The following is a 21,762-nucleotide window of genomic DNA, read 5'->3' on the forward strand; positions in this document are numbered from 1 at the left end:
TTAACATGAAAATAGGTCATACTTTATTCTTCCTTTTCACAGCCTCTGCTTTCCATGCCCAGGTTATTTCCGGAACTGTCATTTCTAAAAATGAAAATCATCCAATTCCTTATGTAAAGATTGGAATTGAAAAAAAATCAATCGGAACAATCTCTGATGAAAAAGGAAATTTTTCAATTGATCTTTCCGATACAGATCCCCGGCAGAAAATAAAAATAGAAGTACCGGGATTTGAGCCTTACCAGGAAACAATACAGGATTTTAAAAAAAATGATCAGCAAAAAATATTTTTAACAGAGAAAACTAAAAATATTAAAGAGATTACCATTAAGCCTAAGAAACTTGTTGATAAAAACTGGGGAGTCAATACGAAGACAAAAAGTGTTATGTACTCGGTAAATCCACACCTCAGAAAAGAAGATTTTCTTGGTGAAACCGCATTGGCTTTTAATGCTAAAAAGAAATCAAAGATTAAGAATATTAACCTGAATATTGCCAGCTATACTGCTGATAAGCCTGTCATCATGCGGTATACTATTTATAGTGAAAAAGATGGTTTTCCGGATAAAAATATTCTTGATGAAGAAATTACCGTTGAACTAACCAGTGATATGATTAAAGACGGAACTTATACATTGGATGTGAATGACCGTAATATCTGGGTACACGGAAGGTTTTTTATAGGAATTCAGTTTTTAAAAGAATTTGAAGGGAGAGTCAATATAAGTGCAGCATTGTTCAAAACAGGATTTATAAGGAAATTTTACGGAGAGTGGACAAAAATGACTCTCGCCGCACCTGCCATTAATATCGATGTGAAAATGGATAAAAACGGAGACAAAAATACGGATGATGAAAACGGTTTTGCAGATGACAGCGCAGAAGCACTGATGCCTGATGTGTCAAAATATATCCAGGAATCGGAGCAAACAGTGTATGGGCAAAATAAAGCCGTAGGAAACTATCTGAAACTTCAGGATACCAACCTTTATTATGAGGTGTATGGTGAAGGAGAACCATTGATTCTGCTTCATGGCAATTCAGGAAGTATTAAAGATTTTTATCAGCAGATTCCTGTTTTATCAAAGCAGTATAAAGTAATTGCTATAGATACAAGAGGACAAGGAAAAAGTGTAGATTCCTCTAAAAAGGATTTTACCTACAAAATGTTTGCTGATGATGTAAAAGCAGTCGCAGATCAATTAAAGCTCAATAAGGTAAATATCGCAGGCTGGAGTGATGGTGGAAATACCGGACTGGAATTTGCCCTGAAATATCCTGAAAAGCTGAATAAGCTGATTGCAATTGGAGCCAATGCATTTCCTGGTGGAGTGGATGACAGACTTACTGATCATTTTGAAAATAAAATGCTGGTGATGAAAGAGCTGAAGGATCCTGAAAAGTTTAATGAACAAAGGCTTTTGAAAATTATGTTGACACAGCCGCGCATTGAGAAGAAAGATTTAAATAAAATCGGAAGTAAAGTATTGGTTATTGCCGGTGAGAATGATGTTATTAAACGTGGTCATACTGAACTTATTGCAAAAGAAATACCCAATGCTGAACTTAAAATCTACAACAAGGCCACCCATATGATTCCTTTTGAAAACGCAGATCAGCTCAATACGGATATTCTGAATTTTTTAGGAAAAAGTAATTAGATAAAGGCTGGAAGCAGGGAGATGGAGAATGGAAGTGATATCCATTAGCTAATTTTGTAAGTTGACTCATTGAAACATATCATACGGGATCAATGAAACTTCATCAGCTCCCATCTTTGTGCTTCCTTCCTCCCTTCTTTTAATCCAGTGTCAGCCTTTTTAATGACCACGAATTACCATTGTAAATATCAAGATCCACTTTAGCGTTGATACCATGAACAATCCCGTTTTCTGTAAACTGCCAGAAATCCCACTCATCATCAGGAGAAGGAGACGGAACATCATTGTAATTGGCAAGCCATAAAGGATAATCTTCAAACTCGCCTTTCAGAAAGTCTTTATAATAATGATAGTAGGTGTAGATGATCGGCTTTTCACCATAGGCATCTTCTACAATTTTACACCATACTTTCAGATCTTCAATCAGCTTTTTGCTGGTTTTACGCTTGGGAATTTTTTCAATATCAAGGATCGGGGGAAGATCTCCGCTCTCAAGTTTTACATTCTCTAAAAAATTATTAGCCTGGATCACAGGGTCTTCATCAGCTCTGTAAAAATGATAGGCACCACGGATAAGATCATGCTTTTTAGCACTTTCCCAGAATTCGTCAAAATGCTTATCGGCACTTCGGTTTCCCATCGTTGCACGCATGACAACAAATTCTAATGGAATCGTTTTATTTCCGATGCTGAGACTGTCCCATTTGATATCTTCACGATTCTGATAATGAGAAACATCAAAACCATAGGTTTTATCAAGGTTGCTGGCTAGTATTCTTTGGATTCTTGCTGCTTCCTTTTCACTGTTATGAAGCTTTTTATGCTTAAATTTATTAAAGTACAGCGCATAGTAATAACTGATAGACTGTCTTAAATAAAGCCCTGTTCCTACTAATGCTATCATTAAAATAACCAATATCACCCATCTTCGGAAAAAATACTTCTTCCGTCGCGATTTATGGACTTGTTTGGCAGTTTTTTTGGTGTACTTTTTTGGTGTCATAAAGTTTTGCAAAACTAACTTTTTTCACTGCTAAATGCTAAAATAAAATCAGTAAATTTGTGTATTATGGAAACACGCGAAAAAATCATCATTATTGGAGGAGGATTTGCGGGGCTGCAGCTTGCAAAAACATTGAATAACAAGAACAAAAAGGTGATTGTTCTGGATCGGATGAACCACCATATGTTTCAGCCGCTTTTTTATCAGGTAGCCTCAGGAAGGATAGAGCCTTCCAACATTTCCTTTCCCTTCAGAAAGATTTTTCAGCAGTCCAGAAATACACAGTTCCGTATGACTGAAGTCAAAGAAATAGATCCTGCCAACAATAAGGTCATTACTGATGAAGCAGAATTTACCTATGATAAACTCATCATTGCAACGGGCTGTAAAACTAATTTTTTCGGAAATAAAGAATTGGAAGGCAAAGCTTTCGGAATGAAAAATACTCAGGAAGCCATCAGTATCAGAAATCATGTTTTGATGACCTTTGAAAAACTGATTATTGAAAAAAGCCGAAGCGATGACGGAAACTGGAATATTGTTATCGTAGGAAGCGGTCCTACAGGAGTAGAACTGGCAGGGGCTTTTGCTGAAATGAAAAAAGATATTCTTCCAAGAGATTATCCTTATATGAACTTTGATCATCTGAAAATTATTCTGGTGAGTTCTACCGAAAAACCACTTGCAGTAATGAGTAGTGAGGCTCAGGAGAAGTCAGAAAAATATCTTAAAGATCTTGGGGTAACTTTTATGAGTGGAGAAGTAGTGACGGATTATGACGGAGATAAGGTTCATTTGAAAAGCGGAAAAGAAATTCCATCCAATAATGTGATCTGGGCAGCCGGAGTTACAGGAAATGTTGTAGGAGGTTTTCCGGAAGAAAAATTAGTGAGAAACAGATATATTGTTGATCGATATAATAAAATACAAGGTTACGATAATATTTATGCGATCGGGGATATTGCCTATATGGAAACCCCTAAATATCCACATGGGCATCCTCAGGTAGCCAACGTAGCCATTAATCAGGCAAAAAATTTAGGTAAAAATCTATTAAAGAAAAGCCATGAAGAATGGAAAGAATACGAGTATGATGACAAAGGCTCATTGGCGACTATTGGGAAGCACAGAGCAGTTGTAGATCTGCCGTTTATAAAATTTCAGGGATTTCTGGCATGGTATTTCTGGATGTTTCTCCATTTAATGCTAATTTTGAGCGTTCGAAATAAACTGGCCATATTCTTCAACTGGATGTGGAGTTATATCAACAAAGATTCTTCTTTAAGATTAATTATTATACCTACTAAGAAAAACGGAACATTACAATGAGAATTGACATAATAAGCGTACTTCCGGAATTGATGGAAAGTCCGTTCCAAACCTCTATTTTGAAAAGAGCAATGGACAAAGGACTGGTAGAAGTACATTTTCATCATCTGAGAGACTGGGCAATCAATAAGCACAGACAAATTGACGATGAGCCTTACGGAGGCGGTGCAGGAATGGTAATGATGGTTGAGCCATTGGATAAATGTATATCAGAGCTTAAATCTCAAAGAAATTATGATGAAGTAATCTATCTGACTCCGGATGGGGTAACTTTAAACCAAAAAATAGCCAATTCATTGTCTATTAAAGAGAATTTAATTTTTCTTTGCGGACATTATAAAGGAATAGACCAAAGGGTAAGAGATCTTCATATTACCAAAGAAATTTCAATTGGAGATTATGTTCTTACAGGAGGAGAACTGGCTGCCTGTGTTCTGGCAGATTCCGTTATCAGATTGCTTCCCGGAGTTTTGAATGATGAGCAAAGCGCTTTAACAGACAGTTTTCAGGATGATCTTCTTTCACCACCCATCTACACGAGACCTGAAAGTTATAAAGGCCTGGATGTTCCTAAAATCCTGTTGAGTGGGAATTTCGGAAAAATTGAAGAATGGCGTCATGATGAAGCCGTAAGAATTACAAAGGAAAAACGTCCCGATTTATTGTAAACGAAAATCGTCAGAAATGATCTAATTTTCTGCTTCCATATTTAATTCCATTTGTTATAGATAAATGGAATAATATTTGTTGTAATTTCAATAAGTGTGAAAAATATTAATGTTTCTGGTTTTAAGTTAAAAATTTATTTCTATTATTCCATATTTTATATATTGTCTCAATTTTGATTAATATATCGAAACTGTGGGATAGTTGAAAAATTAATTCATAATGACTTATTTCATTAGTATTTTTTACTATATTTGAATTGTTTTTTATTGGAAATTGATTTGCTGTTTTAGAGGTAAATCACTAAAATTTGAAAAAAAATAATAAATTTACATCTTAAAGTAAAAAGGACATAATAAATTAAAAGTATAGAAATTAGTGTAGATGGAGCTGTTCTCTTTTTATAATGTTGAAAATTTATTTTTACCAGATCCGAAACCTGTCCATAAATTAGATCCTACCCGGTCAGGATTAAGGAATTGGGATGAAAAGAGATATAGAAATAAGCTTTTTAAAATCTCTCATGTATTTCAGTTGATGAAGGAGGATAATGAAGTATTACCATTTGTAATAGGATTATCTGAAGTTTCCGGAAGGAAAGTTTTGGAAGATCTAGTAGAAATGGAGCCCTTTAATTCGGAATACGGAATTGTTCATTACAATTCTATGGACGAACGAAAAGTGGATGTAGCCATGTTATATGATAAAAATAAAGTAGAGGTACTCGATTCAGAAACCATTACTTTCTTTTTTGAAATAGTAAATAAAAACACAGAAAATTACGACACAACCCGAGACGTACTTTTTTCAAAAATTAAATATAAAGGGGAAATTATTAATGTCTTTGTCTCCCATCTTCCCTCTAAGCGCGAAAAAGATATCAATAAACCTAAAAGAACCTTTATATTGAATGAAGTCCGGGAACGGATTATGAAAATTGTAAATGCTGATAAAGAGCATGTTATATTGTGTGGTGATTTTAACGAAAACCCGGATGATGAAAATTTAGTACAGATTCTCTATGACAATGACCATGAGAAGGTTTTAATGAACCCTTTTCAACAATTGTTTTCTACAAGAAATTATTCTACTTTTCATTATAAATCTGGATTGCTGTATGATCAGATCATTATATCAAGATCTTTGCTTGATAATAGGACGCTGGCTTTTCAGGATGCCCATATATTTAATTCTGAAAAAATCCGCAGCAGAACCAGAAATTTTGAAGGACGGCCATTCCGAACTTATGCCGGTACCCGGTATTTAGGTGGGTATAGCGATCACTTTCCGGTTTTTGTAAAATTTAAAAATTTACATTAAAAAACATAAATAATAAAAAAGTAGAAAATGAAAAATTCGAGCAACACAAGCTACCATTTAGATTCTATTGACAAGGAAATCATCTACATGTTGATGGATAATGCTAAAACTTCTTTAGCCCACATTTCAAAAAATGTCGGAATTTCCACTACTGCAGTGCATCAAAGAATCAAAAAACTCGAACATGCAGGAGTTATTGAAAATTCAATTTCATTTCTTAATCCTAAGAAAATTGGATACAAAGTGATTTCCTACATCGGTGTATTTCTGGATCAGCCAAGCCATTATCCGGAAGTGGTAAAGTCTTTGCATGATATCAACGAAGTAGTGGAAGCCCACTATACTACAGGAAATTATACCATTTTCCTGAAAGTGCTTTGTAAAGACAATGATCATTTAATGCAAATCCTTAGTAAGCTTCAAAAGCTGAAGGGAGTAACAAGAACAGAAACTTTTATATCTTTAGAACAAGGTATTTACAGACAATTGAAAGTATAATAATATGAACATAGCCCAATATTTGGATTCAACTTACCTGAAAACACCAGAACAGTCAGGTATTTCCCACGAAGAAACACTTCAAAAAGATAAAGAACTTGCTCAGGAAGCAATAGACAATGATATTTTTGCCGTGATGATTCGGCCGGATTATGTATCTGAGATCAAAAAATTTATTCAGGAAAGAAATTCAAATGTTGTAGTAGGAACTGTAATAGGTTTCCACGAAGGAACGTACTCTATTGATGAAAAAATTGCAGAAGCTTCAAAAGCAATAGAAGACGGAGCAGATGAATTAGATTTTGTTATTAATTACACGGCTTATCTGCAGGGAGATATAGAACTGGTAAGAGAAGAATTTATAAAATGTACAAAATTATCTCTTGAACATCAAAAAGTTGCAAAATGGATTATTGAAATTGCAGCGTTAACAGATGAACAAATTGCAGATCTTACTAAAAAGATTTCTACCTGGGCAGAAGAGAATTTTTCTGAAAATGAGTTGTCGAAAATTTTTGTCAAATCATCTACAGGATTTTATCAGACTGCCGAAGGAAAGCCTAACGGAGCAACCTTTGAAGGAATAACAATTATGCTCAGCAATGCCGGGAAACTTCCTGTAAAAGCAGCAGGTGGAGTAAGAACTCCTGAAGATGCTGAAAAAATGATTAAAATGGGAGTTAAAAGAATTGGAACCTCTTCAGCTCTGGGATTAATTAAAAACGAATCTTCATCAGAAGGATATTAATATTAAATTCTCAATATAAAAAAACCATCAGCTTTGCTGATGGTTTTATTTTATAGTTGTGCCTGATATTCTTCGTAGAACTGTTGGGTCTCTTTAATCAAGCTATTCATTTCTTCCAGGGTAAACACTTCAAGGAATTTTTTTCTGAACTCCTTGAAATGAGGAATTCCTCGGAAATAGTTGCTGTAATGTTGTCTCATTTCAACCAATCCTAATCTTTCTCCTTTCCATTCTGCACTCCATTCTGCATGCTGACGAACAGCCAGTAACCGGTCTGAAATAGTAGGTTCAGGTAAATGCTCTCCTGTTTTAAAGAAATGCTTGATTTCATTGAATATCCATGGATATCCAATAGCAGCACGACCGATCATAATACCGTCACAGGCATACTTTTGCTTATATTCTAATGCTTTTTCAGCAGAATCTATATCACCATTTCCAAAAATTGGAATTTCAATATTAGGATTTTGTTTAATTCTTGAAATATGTTCCCAGTCTGCTTCACCCTTGTACATTTGAGCACGCGTTCTTGCATGTATGGTAAGCGCTTTGATTCCTGTTTCCTGCAGACGTTCTGCTACTTCATCAATATTAATGCTGGTACTGTCCCATCCTAAACGGGTCTTTACAGTGACAGGAAGATGAGTAGAGCTTACAACAGCCTTTGTAAGACGCACCATAAGATCAATATCTTTCAAGACACCAGCTCCTGCTCCTTTGCATACAACTTTTTTTACAGGACATCCAAAATTAATGTCTACTAAATCCGGATTTACCGTTTCAACAATTCTTGCAGACATAGCCATAGCTTCTTCGTCACCACCAAAAATCTGTATCCCAACGGGTCTTTCATAATCGAAAATATCCAGCTTTTTACGACTCTTGATAGCGTCACGAATCAACCCTTCGGAAGAAATAAATTCCGAATACATTAAATCTGCACCATGCATTTTACACAAACGTCTGAACGGAGGATCACTTACGTCTTCCATCGGAGCCAGCAAAAGCGGAAATTCCGGCAGTTCTATGTTGCCTATTTTTATCATGGTGCAAATTTACAAAATTCTGAACATTCATAATTATGATATTATCTATCGGCCTAAATGATTGTTTTGTTTGGAAATTGGAGGATAGAAAAAGACTTTAAATAGTGAATATGAGATTTGATTGACTCCCCACTTCCGGTTGTCCTCAATTAGAAGCTTGCTTTTACCTGCATACTTCCGATATGAATGGTTCGGTCACCGGAGTTTCTTCCTTCGTAATTAAGGTTCAGTTGGATAAACGAGTTGATAGCCTGTTGGATAAACACACTCCACACCTGGTTTTTTCCAGGTTTAAGCCCATCCAGCATCTGGTTTCCTACGATACTGAAATTGTTTCCTGTAAAATCGTTATTGATAAATGAGAAGTTTCCACGGATAGACGTTTTTCTTCGCTCCCACTGGATGGTTCCTGTAACATCAAAAGCCTTAAGGAGTTCTTCGCCATCCAATCTTTGTTTCTGACGGAAAGCAGAAGATAATTCAGCCTGAATGGCATCGGTGAATTTATACGTTGCTTTAGGCTTGGTTTCAAAATTATTCAGACGATAATCTCTTGTTTTAAATAACTGTGAAGAGTTTTGGATATCATGAACCGAGTTTTCCCAATCCACTCTGAATTCTTTATTGAACCAATATCCTATGTTCAGGAAATGAGAAGTCTGTTCACGTTCTTCATTACTGAAATTGGCATTGATGAGATTATCATTGGTGATAAATCTGTAATTTCCGTTCCAGCCTGATTTATCAGTTGGATTAAACTGTACGGAAGCAAGAATATTCTGATTTTTAAGGATTTGGTCACTGTTCTTTTCAAAAGGATTCAGAACAAGTACTTTTTCCTTTTTGTAGAATGAGTTTTGAGAATTTAATGAAATATTAAAATTCCAACGTTTTAAAAATCCATTCTCAGAGTTGAAAACAATGGCCGGATTGACAAACAAGGCCAATTGCAGTTTATTTTTATTGGAAGGAATATATCGTACAGAATTAGTATATACACGGATGTATTGCGCAAGATCGGAATATTCGGCAATTTCAAATTCGTCTAGCTGCTGAACGCCGTCTCCGTTATAATCTGTCCATTTATAAACACCTTGTCCGTCCGTTACTTTAATGTACTGAAATTCTCTCTGGGCTTCCTGTCCGTTCCCCAATTCATAGAAAGCCTGAAGACGCATACCGTTTCTGAAAAGCTGTTGATTGTATAAGATATTTCCAACAACAAAATCATTATTACGGGTTACTTCACCTTCTGCACCTGAGTAGAAGAATTTTCGGTAGTGAATTAGAGCATTTAAACTGGTTCTTTCAGTCTTGATAATCTGACTTTCAGCCATGATCCCCAAAATATTGTTCATATTCTGAAGTCTGTTATCGCGTACTGAGTCGTTATCTCTCATATATACTTTCGCCAATAATTTGGTTCTTGTACTGTCACCTATTTTCTTCTGCAAAAATATTTCTTTCCAGCTGAAACTTGTGACATCCAAAAGCTGGGTATCATTGTACTTTTTCTCGTTATGCTCCATGCTTCCACCAATGGCCCAGCTTCCTTTTTTACCGGTAAATTCTGTTGAAACTCCACCACGGATGAACTTTGTATCCTGAAGAGTAGCATTGGTACTCAGATAAGACAGATTCCCTTTCGTAAAGAATTTTCCCGTTAGCCAGCCGAAATCAAGGTCATTTTTAATCCCTTTGTAAGAATCCTGTTCATTCAGGTAATTGATGCGGTAATTCAGTGTAGATTTATTATTCCATTTGTTGAGGAAGCTGAAGGTAAATCTATTTTGGGTCTTTTTATTGAATTCCTGGGTAAGGTTGAAATCTCTGGAGAATTCCACATCATTAATACGATCAAGGATATGAAACTGTCTGTCTATATATTGATATTCAAAACTTGGAGTTCCTTTCCATGTGTTCTTTGTGAAGCTTTTATTTCCATAAATACGCCATGCATACCCCATGTTCTGATCAGAATCTTTTGATGAAAATAAGTTGACATCATAGTTACTCAGAGAGATATCAGCACCTATTTTTCCTTCATTTAACAGATATTCTGAGTTCAGAGAGTATACCTGCGATTTCTGAGGAGAAGGAAGTTTTCTTACGGCTCTGTAATCTCCGCCATTAGGGCCTACATATTCAAAAACACGCCCGTTGTTGGTGGTCTGTGCAATTTTATAATCTCCCTGATTAGCTCCGAAATAAGTAAAAGATACCTGATAAAGCGTTAAACTGGAATCCGTAGAATATTCATAAAAATTTCCTGCAGGACTTAATTTGTATAAAATTTTATTGACATCATATTCCGTTATCACTCCTGAAGGAGCATACATCAGGTCAGGATTATTTCCGGCATCAGCCAGAATCTGCTCATCTTCTTTAGAAAGGTTTAAAGAAAGAGGTGCGTTCTTATTGTCATTTTCCATAAACCAGTTGAATCCCACTTTGAATTTCTCTCTTTGGTGCTCAAGCTTTCCTGTAAACAAATACCTTGAATAATTTCTATTGGCGTAGTTGTATGAAATGGTGATGAAATTCTGCTGGAAAATAGGACGAAAACTGGTAAAGGTAACTTCACCGGTATTGTAATTGATAATATAATCCTGGTTTTCACCGCGCTTCATTAAGATTCCATCAATAAAAACCTGTTCAGAGCCAGAGATCAGCGTAATAAATTGTTCACCGTTCTTACCCGTCAGACGGTAAGGTCCCTGGTTACCTTCAACCCCCTGAAAACGTATTCTGTGGAATTCACTTCGGGCAACACCTGCAGAGATATCTACGAATGTCTTATTCTCTTTACCGAATTCTGTCTGGAACTGAAGTCCCATACTTCTTCTCTGGTATTTGGCAAAATAATTCTTAGCTTCTACAAGATCAAGATGTCCTGCTCTGAGGATAGACTTATCTTTAATATTAAGCTGCATATATATTTTGTCAAACTCCTCTAAAGTCTGGGTATAACCATCAGCCTGTATGGGCAGGTTATGATCTGAAATACTCGCTAAAATCGTTACATCTTTTGACAAACGTCCGGAAATCTGAAGATCCATAGAACTTTGTACAGATTGTCCCTGATTATTACCAAAAGTAATCCCTCGGATAATAGAACCTTTTGAATTAAGTTCTCCTAAAAATCTCTTTTTATCATTCTTGGCCAGTACGGCTTCATCAATAATGATCTTATTATGCGTTCTTATGAAATCAAGAGTGTCCTTTGCAAAGATGTCCTGTTCCAGTTTTGCTGCAAGAATACTGTCTCTTTTGATGCTGTCCTCCGGAACGTTGGGATTTTTCCACGAAAAGACCTGAGCATTTCCTGAAAATATGCCTAAGAAGAATAAAACGAATAGAATGACAAAATTCCGCAACTTTTAAAAATAATTCGTAAAAATAATTAAAAAATGTTAACATTAAGAGATCAACTATAATTAACAAAAACTTAACCTCTTTATTGTCCTCCAAAAAAAAATAGAATGTAGTTTTGTTACGGAAAAAAAATTATTAATAACAAAAAATTTAAATCATGAAAAAACTTTATTCGTTATTTGCTACAGTAATGTTAGCAAGTGGAATTTTTGCACAAACAGTCTTCAGTGCTACATTTGATGATGTAACAGGAACAGGAGGAAATGATGGTGCTTGGAGTGGAGGTATTGCATCAAGTGGATTTGCTGATGGATCCAGCTCTTATACAACTGGCGGAAACTGGACTTTTACTAAAATTTATAAAGGAAACGGATGTCTTAAGGCAGGTACAAGTAGTCTAAAAGGGTCAATTACTACTCCAACTTTTAATTTAACAGGATCAGCTACGTTAACATTCAGAGCAGGTGCATGGGATGGGGCTAGTGAAAAAAGTATTTTAAATATATCTGCAACAGGTGCTACTCTGGATCAGGCAAGCGTAACTATTGTAAAAGGAGCTTTTTCTAACTATACCGTAAATGTTACAGGCGCTACCGGAGCTGTAACTCTTACATTTGAAGGATCTGCAGCTGCCAATAACAGATTCTTTATTGATGATATCATTGTAAGCACAGGAACTCTTGCTGTTCTTGATACTAAAAATGTAAAATCAGCCAACTTTGTAAAGAACTCTTTCGTTAAAAATAACGAAATCGTTTTCGGATCTGATGTAAAAGACGTAAAAGTGTTCAATATGTTCGGACAACTTGTAAAAGAAACTTCAGTAAAACAAAACGAATCTGTAAGTGTTGCTGAATTGGCAAAAGGAAACTATATCGTTACAGGTACAGTAAACAATCGACCGGTTTCTCAGAAAGTACTTAAAGACTAATCTTTTATTAATAAAAATATAAACAGCCGCTTCAACGAAGTGGCTGTTTTTTGTGATTGTTTGCTGATTTTTAAGTTTTTGTATCCTATATATTTTTTAATTTGGTGGTATTGTTTTTGATGTTTTATTTTTAATCCATTTCTTAAAATTATTACAATGAAAAAAATCTTTACTCTTGTTGGACTTACTTTATTAACTTCCTTTTCCAATGCCCAGATTGTGATTAATGAGATCTATGGTGGAAATGTCAATTCAGGGGCTGTATTGAAGAATAATTATATCGTCCTTAAAAATATCGGAACTAATTTGGTCTCTTTGACAGGAGCAAGTATTCAATATGCTCCGGCAATAGGTGCTTTCACGGAATATCATACGCTGCCGGATCTTACTTTAGGGCCGGAAGAAACCTACTTAATTCAGGAGTCAGCAATTGAAGGAGGTATTGAAAATCTGCCAACACCGGATTTTATTGCCACCCAAATAATTAATTTTGACGGAACGCCTAATCCATCTTCAGGGCTGAAAATTTCCAGTGTGTCAGGAAAAGTAGCTTTAGCCGGAAATATAGTGCAGGTGACAGGGCCTTCTGCATCCAATGTACTGGATTTTGTAGGGTACGGATCCAATGCTGATCAGTTTAAAGGAGACGGGCCAGCTCCTTCTCCCACAACAACTACAGCTATCAAAAGAACTTTGGTAGGCAGTAACGATAATATGGCAGACTTTTCTCTTGAAGGAAGTGTGAAATCAGGTTTTGTACAGAATCCATTCATAAAAGACAGTAAAGTAGTGTTCGGAACTGAGGTGAAAGATGTGAAAGTGTATGATACATTCAGGCAGGTCGTTAAAAAATCACCGACGAAACTGGCCTCCACTCTTGATATTGCTGAGCTTCCGAAAGGAACTTACATTGTCACAGGAACCATTAACAATATTCCGATCTCACAGAAAATAATAAAAGATTAGTTTTAAATAAGAAAGGACAACCGAAAACAGGCTGTCCTTATTTTTTATTTTTCAGAATCTTACTTAATACCAGCCTCTTCTCGCTGCATTAATAATGGATCCGAGATTAAGAATTAAAGTGTATCTGATACGCTTTCCATAATCTTTGAATGAAGGTTCAAAACCTAAAGAAGACTGTATCGGGAAATATACTTCCAGAAAATCCGGGATGATTCTTACCTTAACTCCGGTGTCCCAAATGAATTTGGCAGGAAGATCTTTGTTTTTATAAACTCCGGCATCTGCATATACGTGGAATATTTTCCATACGCTTGAATCTACATTGGCAGACGTAATCCATTGATTCACTGTTCCCGGAAGAAAAGATTTAAAACCACCATCAGCTAATATAAACTGCTGGGAAAGAAGGCCGCTGCTGGCACTTTCTCCTAAAAGCGTATAAGAGAATGAATAGTTGGAAACCCTCGAAATTCCATAATCGAAAAGGTTATTTCGGGTGTTGTTTCTTAAGAAGTAACCGGCAAATAAACGTAAGCTCAGCTTTTGTTTAGGAGCAAATTCCCATCTGTAGAAGCCTTCAGCTGTTATTTTATTGAAATCTTCCATTCCCTGGGTACTTAGACTGAAGCTTTTTTCATGAATCATCTGGCTGTCGCTATAACCATATCCGATACTCCAGAGGTTATATTTGCTGTAATCGTTATTGGCAATCATTGTAGGGCTCAGATCCCTTTCAAAATAATTATAGGAAACTCCCAGACTTCTGCTTACTGTACTTCTTGGGTTCTTTCTGAAGTTGATAGAAGATGATATTGAGGTTTTTCTGTAGGCCAGATCATAATCATAATGGAAATAAGATCCTGAGAGTCCAAATGTCAGACTTCGGATAATGCTTTCTGCAGGCAGAATAGAGTAGGAGACAGCTCCTGAACCGGTTAGTTTACCTGTTCCTGTGCTATAAGTTGGAGTCACCGAATACAAAAACTTCTGATCAAAGAAAGACTGATTTTTAAAATTGGCTCCCAAAAGAAATTTATCATACGTATTGTTGAAACGTACCCTTGGGCTGATGTAAATTTCATTGTATTCCGGGTTGGGAATATCTTTTATTAATTTAAGTTTAATTTTTTTTGCATTGGAAAATAATCCTTTCGCATACAGGAAGTTGTCCCTATAATTGGATTCAGGAAAGATATAGCCACTATTTAAGGTGGTTTTGTAAATATTCTCTGATGCAGGAAGTGACAGGCTGGTGGTACGTTCATTTTCCTCCGTATCTATCCAGTACGTTTTCTTTTCTCCTTCTCTGGTTTCCGTTTCCAGTTTTACGGGAATAGAAATGTCTGTATTTCTTACAATTTTTATCTGCAGAGAGTCATTGTCTTTTCTAATATTTTTCAATTTAAAATCAACCCTGTTTTTCTGTTTAAAAAAGTTGGAGAGATAGGCTGTTGATGTATTGTTTTCAGCAAGAGAAGAAAGGAATTCATCAGGATTAATTTTTTTTCCGGAATTCTGAGAAATATAGTTTTTTAGAATCCCATTGAATGGTTCATATCCCATTTTGTCGGCCGAATAATTGAAAAGACTTCCTGTTTCAAAGCTGCTGATAGCCATGTCATTAAAGTTACTCAAAACAGGGAAATGTTCATCGATCTTCTGATCAAGGTTTTGCAGCATGATGTACTGATAGGAAAGTCCATAGCGATCCAGAAGTTTTACTTTGGAGGCATGGAATAGCTTTAAAGGTTTAAGCCCAAAGATTCTTGTCTCGGGAAGTGTCCCTAAAAGTTTCGTATCAGCGTAGAATTTTTTGAGGTACTGAATTTCAAGATATGATTTTAAACCATTTTTAAACCAATGGTCTTTTTCTTTATCTGCAATAACGCCTTCGTCAAGAATTTTCTTAGCAATGATCCCGAAATAATCCATATCGGTTTTTTCGGTCTCGGTAAACAGGCGGAATCTGAATTTCCAGAAAGTAATATCATTATTCCCGAAAAAGTCTTCTTTAGCTCGGAATTTATCTGAGATAAAAATACTTTTCGGAAGATACCCGATGCGTTCCTTGATAAATTTTAATTGTAAAGGAAGATAAAACTCCAGGTTTTGTTTTTCTTCCGGTTTAAGATTATAACCAAACTTGATTTGGATTTCATCTCCATCAACATTGGTTTTGATGGATTGAAATGCTGTCGGAGAAATCAAAAATTCAGGATCTGAGTCAAGGTATCCCTTAAATGAATTCATTTGAACCTGTGGAAGATTTCCTTCAACAAAATTATTAACAGGAAGATCAAAATTGACGGTCCAGAAAGTATTAAAACTTACCTGTTCCTCAATATCGTGATAGTTTCTTTTGGAAATATTGTCCGGATCAAAATGATCCGGAACAATAAAGAAATATTTTAATAGAGTATTCTGTGCAGATGTTCCGTATCCCGTAAAGTTTTTATCGGGAAGCTGCATCCTGTATTGCAACTGTAAAGTAACGCTTTCGCCAGGTTTTAATACATTTTTCAGAGGAATAAAAAGATTTTCATCTGAGAGTGTATTGACAGGAAGGGCTTCATTGTCAGAATTTTTAATATTCAGTTCCAGAAGTTTTCCCAATTGGTCATTTTTTGCAAAATGCAAATCATTATTCCGGTCTTCCAGTTTTCTGTAGACTAAAGAAGTTCCCCGTTTATTGTACGCGGCTACCCAATTCAGGAGTTTTACGGTTTGAAGGTCTTTTCCGGAGTGATTGTAATAAACAATTTCCTGGCGGACATCAAGGTTCTTTTTGTCAGGAGACAGTTTTGTTTCAATGTATATACTGTCTGTCTGTGCAGAAACCTGTACAACTCCACATAACAAAATAAGGCAAAGGCTGATCTTTTTCAAATATTCGTGATAAAGCTCAAATATAACTTATTTTGTATATACTTTATAGTATTTTAACCTTGAATTGCTTTTTTTTCCAAAGAATTAATATAAGCATTCCATCCCTCTGTTTTATAAGTGATGGCAGATGCTTCAGGATCATTGGATTTGTAGATTCCTCTTCCTACGATGATAAAATCTGTGTGCAGTGTTTTGAAAACATGTTCCGGTGTGTTGTACTGCTGTCCTTTGCCATCTCCTGAATCTGCAAGGTTTACCCCAGGAGTGAACAATAGCAGATCCTCGGGAATTTTATTCTGAGATACACCACCAATTACATTAGGATGAGATAAAGCTACTTTTAAAGCTTCTTCACGATAGCTGGCTGTTGTTAAAGCACCTTTTGAAGACATTCCAACGATGGCTACCACTCCTACATTTTTGAAACAGTCTAATGATTCAAAACCTCCGATCACCTGAGAAGTCACAAAATCTGCCCAATCCGTAATTTTGAAAACCCCGCTAGTGAACTGAAGCTCCTGTGTATTTCCGATATCAGCAAATTTTCTGTCTTCCATGAGTAAGAACTGGTGTTTTGCTGCAATAGCTTTTAAAGGAGTGATGGTTTTTTCATAATCAAAATCAGAAATGATATCGATATGTGTTTTTAAAGCAATAACGTGTGGCCCTACTTTTTCAGCAAGTTCCAATAGCTCCTGAGTGGTTGTAACATCAGCAGAAGCAATAAGGTTTGATTTTTTTGCCAAAGCTGTTTCCAGTAATTTTTTGGAAACGGAATGCTGTGTTACCTGAAGTTTCTGTTCATAAGATGATCTGGTTTCTTCTTCAAACTGAATGTGGTTCCCTTGAAGGAAGTCCTGAATTCTTTTTACTTCTTCATCTGACAATTCACCTGTTTCCTGAAGAATATTGCATACTTCCGAAATATTGAAAAGAGTATGTACTCGATATCCTTTACCTTCCAATAATTGTTTCCCTCCCTGTTCTCTGTCAAGTACCACCACAATATCAGAAACTTTAAGATCTTCCTGTTCTATTTCAGGAATGGTTTCCAGCAAAGATTTTCCTGAAGTGATTACATCCTCTACCAAAAGACAGTTTTGCCCTTTCTGGTAAATTCCTTCAATCAGCTTCTTGGTACCATAGCTTTTCGCTTCTTTTCTTTTAATAATTAATGGAATATAACTTTCCAGAGACATTGCAGTAGCCATAGGAAGAGCAGCATAAGGAACTCCACAAATTAAATCGAAATTATCTAACGGAAGCATTTCCAGTAAATAATTAGCAAGATTTTTTAAAATTTTAGGATCTGAAGCCAAAGGTCTCAGGTCTACATAAAAAGGACTTTCAATGCCGCTTTTCAGGGTAAACCTTCCGAATTTGATGATTCCTAGTTTGTAGCACTCTAAGAAGAATTCTTTTTTACTTTCCATTATTTTTTATTAGATACTGCAAATTTAAGGAATTGAAATAAGGCTTAAAAATTTATCGCTCATTTGTCAACAAAAAACCATCCCGGATTGGCCGGGATGGCGTGAAATTGTACATTTTTATTGGAGGGAATGTTTTTTCTTTCTAATCTCTATTATTTAATTTACTTTTTCTTTTGTGCTTTTATTCATTTTTGATTCTATCTGTTCTGAAGAAATATCTCAATTTCCACTAGAAATTAAGTTTATATTAATATTAATGTTGCAACATCCTATAATACTTTGTGTTGTAATTACTCAGAACATCTAATAAGACTTGCAGTATTATTATTTGAGTTATTAAAAGGGTTTTTAGTTTGTATGTTTTTCTTTGCAGTCTTATCATAAAAACCAAACCATGTTAAAATTATCTTAGAATCATCAATTATTTCAAAATAGCCAACTGCTTTTTTATTATCTAAATTATCCCAATTCTCCATTTCTTCAGGAAGAGAAATAATCGGAGGGAAATCGGTAAAGTAAAATTCATATTTATTATTACTCACTTTTTTTAATTGAGCATTCATAGAAAATCTACCAGGTATTGTAAACTGTATATTGTTAATGTTTATTTTAATACTCATGAATTTATCAGCTTTGCAGTCAGCTGACCAAATGGAAGATTTAGGAATTATTATAGAATCTTTTACTACTGTTGATGGTTGATTTTCAATTTGATGAATAAGATCTGGAAAGTTTTTTATGAAAAAATTATTATCTGCAAAAGGGGGTAAAATTGATATTTTTAGGCTTTTTAAAAGATCCCATTTCTTTGTTCTTAAATTATAAAGGTATAAGTCAGCAATACTTTCTTCTTTTATATTAATACTTTCTTCTGTGCAGCCCGAAGATGTATCTAAGTATTTTTTTGTTATTTGAAAACAAAAAATATTATATAATTCATACTTACCATTTAAAAGCTTAGAAACAATTTTATTTTCAGTTTCCCAATCATCATATTCATATTTATTTTCCTTAAAATATTGATCTTTCCAAAAAGAAATGAGTGTTTTATCCTTGGGAATGAAATGAACAGAGAAATAGCCTTCTTTTTCACAATCTAAATAATTGTAATGAGGATGGTCAGCTGGTGTTGATTCATCAACAGACATTGAATATCTTTTGAAATATTTCTTATTAAGAAAGTCAACCTGAGTGATTTCTTTATTAATGACTTTAGTCGTTATATTTTTTTCTTTTGCATCATTTCTACATGATACTAATAAACATAAAAAACTTATTATTGTTACTATATTATTTAATCGGATTACCATTTTTATCAAATTTTGTTTTCATATAATCTTCTGCTTTTACTCTGTATGATCCTAGGTCACGGAAATTATGGTATCCATCACCTTTTGTTGCTGCTTCAATGTGACAATGCCAGTATTTCTTGTTAATTCCAAAGCCTTTTACTCCATTTAGAAATTCACTGCTTGAAGCATTTCCTGTTGATCCTGATTGGGCTATTTTTTGGCCATGTTTTACTTTTTCCCCTTTTTTAACATATATTTTATTAAGATGACAATATAAGATAAATACAGTTTTCCCATCTTTATCTTTAGATTTTATCATTAAAGTATTACCTAAACTTTTATATCTATATTCGTTCGTCTTAAAAGTATTTACTATAGCTGTAACTTTGCCACACATTAGAGAATGTACATCTTTATATGTTGGACCTGAAAGAATATCTATTCCTTTATGTCCTCTTGCAGAATTATATCCAAATCTATTATTATTTTTTCCTCCATTATCTGAACTTATCTCGGGATTTTCCCATACATCAGCATAATGAAAACATTGTGAACAATCTTCTGGACATTCATTTTTGGATTGAGGTTCTCTATTATCATTTGATTCACAACATCCATATCCAAATTCTTTTAAAAAACCTTTTTTTAAATGTAATTCTTTACTTGGTTCAATTAATTCTTCTTTAAGGTTTTTCTCGTAAATGGCCTTTACCATATCAAAAGTATATGATGAACTTTGTTGCCCATATGGAGAGTCTGGTAAACTTGCCCAACATAAACTAGAAATAAGAGCAGCTTTTTTAATATCATTATCAACAATCATTTGGATGATATCTCCTTGTTTCCCTTTAAATCTTTTTCTCCATTCTTTTAATTTTTCTTCTTTTACTGTATCACGAATCTTCTTTTTCTTATCTTTCCACACAACAGGATTATAGAAGCTATCCGAACGGTCTTGGATATAATTGTGCTTCATAATTACTAAGCAGAATTTATCTTGAGATTCTTGATCAAAGCTAGTGATATTATATTTTTTTGAGTAGTCCAACTTTTCAGAATAATGCCAATTTTTATTTTTGTCCTGATAATATCCTGTCAAATTTTTCCATGTATCCGTCATTATTTGATATGCACCTGCAGCTGAAGATGAATATTTACCAGATGTAATTACTTCTTCAGGATGCTTGCTTAAATCTGAGAACTGTTTTCCGCTATATTGAGTAGTGTAGCCATTTTCTGTATCTGTACCTTCTTTTACTCTTAACATTCTGATAAATGCTCTTACTCTTGCTTCGCATTCACATACTTTTTCATCTTTTGATTTATTAGAAGGCTGTGTCTTATCCACCCCCACCGGACTCTTCACCTTCTCCATTTCCATCAGTCCTTCCGAATTTACCCCAAATTTCTGAGATTCTGCAGAAAGATCCTTGGAGATAATTTCTATAAAATAGTTTTGTGTACCGGAGTCAGAATTGCCGATAGGAATGCCTATTCCTTTTTCAGAACTAACTTTTGTAATGATAAATCCTGAGGTATCATATACATCGGCAGGTATTTTAATCATTGCACTTCTATAAACTTCATCATTGGATGTGGAATCATATTCCCAGATGACATATTGGATGTGCTTCCCTACCATATTCTTGGAGTGAATTCTGACCCTAACTTTATCTTCTACAGCTACTTTGGAAAGCTCTTTTCCTGTATCATCTATGAAAACAGCTTCTATAATATTGCCTTTAGGATCCGGCTGTTTGGGACCACCTCCTTGTTCGGCCGGGAATTTTGGTGTGTGTTTCTCAGGCTGCGGCTTAGGTTTGGGGTGATTTTTAGGCTGACCTTTATAATCCGGATTGGCTACATTTACATTCACCTGACTGGCTACCTGAATTTTCCCGGAGTAGGTAGCCGTAATATAATATTCATGACTGGCGCCTTCATTTCTGTCACCTTTCATCAGAAACTGATCGGCCATCTGACGAAGGATTTTTTCATCAGACATTAAATGAATCGATACTTCCGCAATTCCTTTTTCATTGACGCGAGCCTTGTAGCTGTGGGTGTGACGGTTGTTTTTGTTAATACTGGCATCGTGCCCTTTTCCAGGAGCGTCATCTTCCCAAAGGTGAAATTCAATCTCTTTATTAAACATCGCAATACAATGAGCTTGTGCGATAAGAGTATCATGATAACTTGCTTTATTGAAATCTTTTACTCCTCTGTTGAAGAGGACTACTTTATCAATCTTTGGAACCTTGTTGCTGATAGGAACAATTATAAGGCTGCCAGCCAGTTCCTTGGTAACGGGAAGGCCGGGTAAAATCCCTTTTTTAATTTCATACACCTTCATTTGAAATTCTACTCCAAGCGCTATTTCTCCAAAGTTGTATGTCACTTTTTCACCGATTTTTGGTTTTCCGGTGATGTCTTTCCAGCTTCCGTTCTTTTGTTTCTTATAAAGATACCATTCATAGTCCCCATTCAATACTAATGAAAGTCCTGAAGGTTTTATTTCGTAGGAACATGTTGTTCCAACCCGAGGATTCTGATCCCCGGCAATATTCCCTGTCATGGCTGATAGAATTTAAATAGCTTCCAGCTGAAA

Annotated in this window: 15 protein-coding genes; 8 read left to right on the plus strand and 7 right to left on the minus strand. The window is 35.1% G+C overall.

Annotated features, from left to right (window positions below; translation table 11 throughout):
* Positions 1-5: 5 nt before the first annotated feature.
* Positions 6-1,661, plus strand: coding sequence for an alpha/beta fold hydrolase (locus tag DEU39_RS18150; RefSeq protein WP_120232880.1), 1,656 nt, complete (start codon positions 6-8; stop codon positions 1,659-1,661).
* A 139-nt stretch (positions 1,662-1,800) separates the two neighbouring features.
* Here the strand turns inward: DEU39_RS18150 and DEU39_RS18155 are convergent, their stop codons facing one another.
* Positions 1,801-2,664 carry a glycoside hydrolase family 25 protein gene (locus DEU39_RS18155; protein ID WP_120232881.1) on the minus strand — a complete coding sequence of 288 codons (864 nt, stop codon included), beginning with the start codon at positions 2,662-2,664 and terminating at the stop codon, positions 1,801-1,803.
* Between the two features lie 66 nt (positions 2,665-2,730).
* Between DEU39_RS18155 and DEU39_RS18160 the strand changes: the two genes are divergently transcribed.
* The 5 genes from DEU39_RS18160 to deoC all read left to right on the plus strand — a co-directional run bounded on the left by DEU39_RS18160 (position 2,731) and on the right by deoC (position 7,225).
* A complete protein-coding gene (locus DEU39_RS18160; protein WP_062676260.1) occupies positions 2,731-3,993 on the plus strand; it encodes an NAD(P)/FAD-dependent oxidoreductase in 1,263 nt (420 codons plus the stop codon).
* A complete protein-coding gene (trmD, locus tag DEU39_RS18165; protein WP_062676259.1) occupies positions 3,990-4,661 on the plus strand; it encodes a tRNA (guanosine(37)-N1)-methyltransferase TrmD in 672 nt (223 codons plus the stop codon). Before DEU39_RS18160 ends, trmD begins: the two co-directional genes overlap by 4 nt.
* 382 nt (positions 4,662-5,043) lie before the next feature.
* Positions 5,044-5,979 carry an endonuclease/exonuclease/phosphatase family protein gene (locus DEU39_RS18170; protein ID WP_120232882.1) on the plus strand — a complete coding sequence of 312 codons (936 nt, stop codon included), beginning with the start codon at positions 5,044-5,046 and terminating at the stop codon, positions 5,977-5,979.
* Positions 5,980-6,006: 27 nt separating this feature from the next.
* Positions 6,007-6,477: an Lrp/AsnC ligand binding domain-containing protein gene (locus DEU39_RS18175; RefSeq protein WP_002976659.1), complete on the plus strand. Its 471-nt coding sequence runs from the start codon at positions 6,007-6,009 to the stop codon at positions 6,475-6,477.
* Positions 6,478-6,481: 4 nt separating this feature from the next.
* On the plus strand, positions 6,482-7,225 hold the full coding sequence (deoC, locus tag DEU39_RS18180) for a deoxyribose-phosphate aldolase (protein WP_120232883.1): 744 nt from the start codon (positions 6,482-6,484) through the stop codon (positions 7,223-7,225).
* 50 nt (positions 7,226-7,275) lie between these two features.
* Here the strand turns inward: deoC and dusB are convergent, their stop codons facing one another.
* Both dusB and DEU39_RS18190 read right to left on the minus strand, forming a co-directional pair.
* A complete protein-coding gene (dusB, locus tag DEU39_RS18185) occupies positions 7,276-8,271 on the minus strand; it encodes a tRNA dihydrouridine synthase DusB (RefSeq protein WP_062676256.1) in 996 nt (331 codons plus the stop codon).
* Positions 8,272-8,420: 149 nt separating this feature from the next.
* Entirely contained in the window at positions 8,421-11,648 is a 3,228-nt protein-coding gene (locus DEU39_RS18190; RefSeq protein ID WP_120232884.1) for a hypothetical protein, read from the minus strand.
* 155 nt (positions 11,649-11,803) lie between these two features.
* Here DEU39_RS18190 and DEU39_RS18195 point away from each other — a divergent pair, with 155 nt between their 5' ends.
* Complete coding sequence (locus DEU39_RS18195) at positions 11,804-12,577, plus strand: T9SS type A sorting domain-containing protein (protein ID WP_120232885.1); 774 nt, start codon at positions 11,804-11,806, stop codon at positions 12,575-12,577.
* Positions 12,578-12,733: 156 nt separating this feature from the next.
* Positions 12,734-13,543: a T9SS type A sorting domain-containing protein gene (locus DEU39_RS18200; protein WP_120232886.1), complete on the plus strand. Its 810-nt coding sequence runs from the start codon at positions 12,734-12,736 to the stop codon at positions 13,541-13,543.
* Positions 13,544-13,606: 63 nt separating this feature from the next.
* Here DEU39_RS18200 and DEU39_RS18205 read toward each other — a convergent pair whose 3' ends face one another.
* The 4 genes from DEU39_RS18205 to DEU39_RS18220 all read right to left on the minus strand — a co-directional run bounded on the left by DEU39_RS18205 (position 13,607) and on the right by DEU39_RS18220 (position 21,729).
* Positions 13,607-16,429, minus strand: coding sequence for an aminopeptidase (locus tag DEU39_RS18205; RefSeq protein ID WP_065119727.1), 2,823 nt, complete (start codon positions 16,427-16,429; stop codon positions 13,607-13,609).
* A gap of 53 nt (positions 16,430-16,482) precedes the next feature.
* Positions 16,483-17,862 (minus strand): orotidine-5'-phosphate decarboxylase, encoded by a 1,380-nt coding sequence (gene pyrF / locus DEU39_RS18210; RefSeq protein WP_120232887.1) that lies wholly within the window; start codon positions 17,860-17,862, stop codon positions 16,483-16,485.
* Positions 17,863-18,152: 290 nt separating this feature from the next.
* Positions 18,153-19,172, minus strand: coding sequence for a hypothetical protein (locus DEU39_RS18215; RefSeq protein ID WP_120232888.1), 1,020 nt, complete (start codon positions 19,170-19,172; stop codon positions 18,153-18,155).
* Positions 19,153-21,729 (minus strand): peptidoglycan DD-metalloendopeptidase family protein, encoded by a 2,577-nt coding sequence (locus tag DEU39_RS18220; protein ID WP_120232889.1) that lies wholly within the window; start codon positions 21,727-21,729, stop codon positions 19,153-19,155. Before DEU39_RS18220 ends, DEU39_RS18215 begins: the two co-directional genes overlap by 20 nt.
* Positions 21,730-21,762 lie beyond the last annotated feature (33 nt).

The sequence above is a fragment of the Chryseobacterium sp. AG363 genome, from assembly GCF_003610675.1.
Taxonomy (GTDB): Bacteria; Bacteroidota; Bacteroidia; order Flavobacteriales; family Weeksellaceae; genus Chryseobacterium; species Chryseobacterium cucumeris.